At 50.5% G+C, this 5,122-nt stretch carries 4 protein-coding genes; all 4 read right to left on the minus strand.

The genetic code is table 11. From position 1 onward, the window contains the following. Positions 1 to 140: 140 nt before the first annotated feature. On the minus strand, positions 141 to 1,454 hold the full coding sequence (gene fliB, locus CLOSYM_RS20255) for a flagellin lysine-N-methylase (protein ID WP_021643598.1): 1,314 nt from the start codon (positions 1,452 to 1,454) through the stop codon (positions 141 to 143). Beyond that, positions 1,444 to 2,106, minus strand: a complete 663-nt coding sequence (gene aat, locus CLOSYM_RS20260; RefSeq protein WP_009295715.1) for a leucyl/phenylalanyl-tRNA--protein transferase — start codon at positions 2,104 to 2,106, stop codon at positions 1,444 to 1,446. The genes fliB and aat overlap by 11 nt, the downstream gene beginning before the upstream one ends. 1 nt (position 2,107) lies before the next feature. Beyond that, entirely contained in the window at positions 2,108 to 4,561 is a 2,454-nt protein-coding gene (locus CLOSYM_RS20265; RefSeq protein ID WP_021643599.1) for an AAA family ATPase, read from the minus strand. Positions 4,562 to 4,636: 75 nt separating this feature from the next. Continuing rightward, entirely contained in the window at positions 4,637 to 4,939 is a 303-nt protein-coding gene (locus tag CLOSYM_RS20270) for an ATP-dependent Clp protease adaptor ClpS (RefSeq protein ID WP_003508568.1), read from the minus strand. Positions 4,940 to 5,122: the final 183 nt, after the last annotated feature.

Below are 5,122 nucleotides of genomic sequence, written 5' to 3' on the forward strand. Positions count from 1 at the left end.
GCTGGCCTGCGGCGGCGTCCTCACCTGCTTAATTAAATCTCCATAGTGTTAACTAAAAGAGATGATGTAAACGGGAAATCCCCGGCGCATATGCTGTAGCAAAGCGTATGCGCCGGGGATTTTTTACCTTCCGGTGATTATCATTTCCTTTCATCTGAGAGGAGCGGAGCGGCTCCCATACCTGGCAAAAGCATTATCTCAATCAGACGCTCCGAACAAAGCGTATCACTGAACCATGTTTCTTCCGAAAATGCAGCCAGATTTTCAAGTGAATATTCCAGCTCCCTGGAATAAAATTTTGCAATTTCCACCTGGTCTTCTGCCGATACCTTCCCTTCCTGCGCAAATCTGCTGATGGCAAACAGCCGCATAATCAGAATACCGGCAGCCGCAAAAACAGCTCTCGACAGAAGGTCGCAGTCAAAATAAGATTTCAGGAAATACCGGTATGTAAAATATACTGCAAGATGCTCGTACTCATATTCCCGGCTTTCAAAATAATTTGTAAATGCCTCCTCTTTTTCAAACAGAAGGGGCAGTTCCTCCATAAGCCGGTTAAGAAGTGACGGCCATTTCGGCGATACGGGTTCCAGAGTACAGAGAAATTGAAGCGTATCTGCATACCATTCCTGCACTTTATCACGGTCCGATGCACCGCCTTCCTCCTTCCGGCAGCCGCAAAGCAGCCCTGAAAGAAATTCCGGCCGGCCGTACCTCTCAACGACTTCCAGAATCCGCTCTGCCGTCTGTATTTCAATGGCCCGTATTTCATCCGGCTGTATTTTGGCGTCGGTACAGCTCCGGGCAGACTGCGCCGATGCCTCTCTGTATTCACCGTATAAGTCCAGATAATCCTGGATATCCTCCGCAAGCATCAGGTAAAGAGCCAGTCTCTCACCGATCCGGTATTCCCGGTTCTGCAATAACCCGAAGGCCGTATCTCGCGCCTTCAGAAGACTTGCAAAAAGACGGGGCCGGCCCCCCTCTTCCTCTTCCTCTTCCTCTTCCTCTTCCTCTTCCTCAAATGATACCACAAAGCCGGCCTTTTCCGGGGACTCTAAGATTAATCTTGCGGCCTCCTCGCAGCACAGGCCCAGGCCCATTTCCGTCAGACCGTCAAACCACTCATAGAATCGGGGATGTTCCCTGCATATATCGCAGAGACTGCTCTCCCCCAGTTCATTAATAAGCTCGCAGAGATTATTATCCCCGAGAAACGGACAGCGCTCTCCCTGCAGGATAAAATGAGGCAGTTCATCCTCCCCCTCCCGCAGGATTCTGTCCTTAAGCTTTTGTCCCAGCTCTCCCGGTACCTTTTTATACCGCTCAGCCGTTCTTTCATCGATATCGATTTCCCAGCCGATGCAGCAATTATCTGTGCAGTCAGAGGCCGAGCATTGGAACCGTTCAAAATAATCCGGTTTTCGCATCTGTATTTTCTTTTTACCACTCACTTCTGTTTGTTCCTTCTTCCAGCATTTGATTATATTCTTCCCACGGGACGTACCTTCCGCCCATGCTCTCCAGATGTTCCGTATGGAACTGGCAGTCGATAAAAAGGTATCCGTTCTCTTCCAGAATCTTTGCCAGCGCAATCAGCGCCACCTTGGAACCGTTTTCCCTCTCGGAGAACATGCTCTCACCGAAAAAACATTTACCGATAGAAACTCCATACAGGCCGCCTGCCAGCTCACCGTCCACGAAAGCTTCCACGCTGACCGCCCAGCCGTTCTGGTTCATCCTGTAATAGGCCTCCTCCATCTCATCGGTAATCCAGGTGCCCTCCTCCTGCTCTCTTTTCATCCTGCACCGGTGCATCGTATCCCGGAAGTCGCGGTTCAGGCAGATTTTACTGTCGTGTTTATTCATATATTTTTTCATCGAACGGGAGACGTGGATTTCTCCCGGAAAGATGAGAAACCGCTCCTTCGGACACCACCAGAGTATCTCGTCGCCCGGTTCATACCAGGGAAATATTCCATACAGGTAGGCAAGCAGGAGGCGATCGGTTGATAAATCCCCGCCCACCGCCAGGAGGCCGTTCTCCTCGGCCAATACGGGATCCGGAAAACTGATTTCTTTTTTTGATAAACGATATACCGGCATTTTACTGTTCCTTTTCTGTAATGGACGGCTGTTTCTTCTTCCCGGCCGTAACTGTGAATTTTCCTTCACGGCAGTCAAGCAGACAGTCACCGCCCCGTTTCAGGCTTCCAAACAGAAGCTCATCCACCAGCAGCGGTTTAATCTCGCTTCCGATTACACGCTCAATCTCCCTGGCGCCGTATTCCTGGCTGATGCCTTTTTCCTTCAGAAGAGCCTTCGCCGTATCAGTGACGGTAAATGCCACCTTCTTTCCTTCCAGCATAAAGGCCAGTTCCCTCAGCTTTTTATCCACAATTGAAGCGGCCATCTTATCATCCATGGCGTTAAATACCACAATCCGGTTCAGCCGGTTGCGAAATTCCGGCTGGAATGTTTTCTTAACTTCCTCCATAATCACATCAGCCTTCACCGTTCTCTCGCCAAAACCAATCTGCGCTTTCCCAATCCGGCTGGCTCCGGCGTTGGATGTCATAATCAGGATGATATTTCTAAAATCCGCTTTTCTTCCCTGGTTATCGGTCAGCGTCGCATAATCCATTACCTGAAGCAGAATGTTATAAATATCTGGGTGTGCCTTCTCAATCTCATCCAGCAGCAGGACGGCATGGGGATTTTTTCTGATTTCTTCTGTCAGAAGACCGCCCTCCTCATAGCCCACATACCCGGCCGGGGCGCCGATCAGCTTTGCTACCGCGTGTTTTTCCTCATATTCACTCATATCGTAACGGATCAGCTTAATTCCCAGCTCATCCGCAAGCGTCTTTGCTATCTCCGTCTTTCCGACTCCGGTAGGGCCCACGAACAGAAGGCTGGCCAGCGGTTTTCCCGCCTCCAGAAGGCCTGCCCTGGAGAATTTAACCGCATTCACCACCTGGCCGACCGCCTCGTCCTGGCCGAACACGCGGGCGCCGATGCGCTTGTCCAGAGTCGCCAGTTTTTTCACCTCATCGCTCTCCACGACCTGCTTCGGAATTTGACAGGTTTTAGATAATATATCGTCTATCAGGCCCTTCCCAACCGTCTGCGTCTTCTGGTCCTGTGGATGGAGCTTCCTGTATGCCCCTGCCTCATCAATCAGATCAATGGCCTTATCCGGCAGGCAGCGTTCATTGATATACCTGGCGCTCATTTTAACCGCATATTCCAGTACACCCTTGCCGTATTTAATTCCGTGGTATACTTCATAATGTTTTTTCAGGCCTTCAAGGATTTTCACCGTATCTTCTTCCGACGGCTCTTTAATCTCCACGTTCTGGAAGCGGCGGACCAGGCTTTTGCTCTTTTCAAAATGTTTTTTATATTCTTCATAGGTTGTTGCTCCGATAAAACGGATCTCTCCGGAGGCAAGGTATGGCTTGAGCATATTGGAGACGTCGAAGCTACCTCCGTTCACTGCTCCGGCTCCAACAATGTTGTGTATTTCATCGATATAAACGATCGATTTATCTTCCTTTTGGATTCCGTCCATAATCTCACGGAACCGCTTTTCAAAATCTCCCCTGTACTGTGTCCCGGCAAGCAGAGTGCCGAGATCCAGGGCGTAAACAGCCGCTCCTTTGAGCGGCTCCGGAACCTTTCCTTCATTCAGGAGGCGTGCAAGGCCGTACACGATGGCGGTCTTCCCGACGCCCGGTTCGCCGATATGGAGCGGATTGTTTTTCTCCTTACGGCAGAGAATCTGCATCGTCCGCTCCAGTTCCTCCTCACGGCCGATCAGCGGATTCACTCCGTCCAGATTCTCGTTCAGACAGGTGACATAGCGCCGCCATCTTTTCCCTCTAACCGTCTGCTCTTCCTGTTCATTTGCAGGATCCGGTCCGCCGGGCTGTTCTTCATCACCGGTCAGGTCCGTCTCTGTCCCGTCTTTGCCAAAACGGGCGCCGGATGTACCTGACATACCTGATTTTTCTTTTTCCCTCCGGGCTTTCCGCTCCTGATAGCGTTCATACATCTCATCATAAATTTCCGTCAGTTCCTGAAGGAGGGCGGTCTTTCCCACCCCCTGGCTCTCCATATAGTAAATGGCATAGCTCTCCTCAAGGGAATAGAAACCATTCACAAGATGAGCCAGCTCCACGGCATCTTTTCCACAGTTATTTGCCGTCTCCTGCGCCCGGATCAGGACAGTTTCCAGACCTGCCGTCATCTCGGGCCGCAAATCATCGTCAGAACCATCTCCTGCTTCCTGCCCAAAACTGTCGGGGGCTTCCCCTTCCGCCTCCGGTTCCTCCCGGCTGCCGTCCGCATCAGACGCCAGATTCTGTTCCATATATTCTCTCAGATTATCCCGGAGCATGTCCGTATCTCCGCCGCAATTTTCAAACGCCTCCCGGAATGTATCCCGGGCTGCTATTTCATACAGAAGCAGTTCCGGGGTCACATATTCATGATGCTCCCGTATTGCTTCATCGAAAGTCAGGTTTAATATATCGGCCACTTCTTTCGTTACTCTCATTAATTCTGCCTCCTTTGTGGGTCTTGCCGCCGCTGCGTTCCCCTGCCGGAACAGGCTGTGCGCGGAGCGTACAGGTCATCGTTGTTCTTCCACCGTCAGCCGGAAGGGATACCCCTCCTCCTCCGCGAGAGCCGTTACAAGCCTGATCTTTGTCAGGGCAATGTCATAGGAATACATTCCTACCACCGCCTTGCCTCCTTTGTGTACCATCATCATCAGCATAACGGCTTCCTCTTTTCTCTTATTAAATATCTCCATCAAAACCCGGACCACAAAGTCCATTGGTGTATAGTCATCATTGTGCATAATAACACTGTAGCGCTTCGGCACTCTGACCTGTGACTTCGTCTGCTGCCTTATCTCTCCTTTGGTTGACATTTGAACACCTTCCACCTCTGTAATTAATTTCTATTGTTATACAGTATAATATATTTTGGGGGAAAAAAACAGAAGAAAAAGATAGGAAATTTCCTTGAGAATTGAGGTTGGGAGGACAAGTACGGAACGGGCCATGTCCGGTGTGGGGAAGGGGAAGATAAAGTCTGCGGATGCCGCCTAAAT

This window comes from [Clostridium] symbiosum ATCC 14940, assembly GCF_000466485.1.
Classification (GTDB): Bacteria; Bacillota; Clostridia; order Lachnospirales; family Lachnospiraceae; genus Otoolea; species Otoolea symbiosa.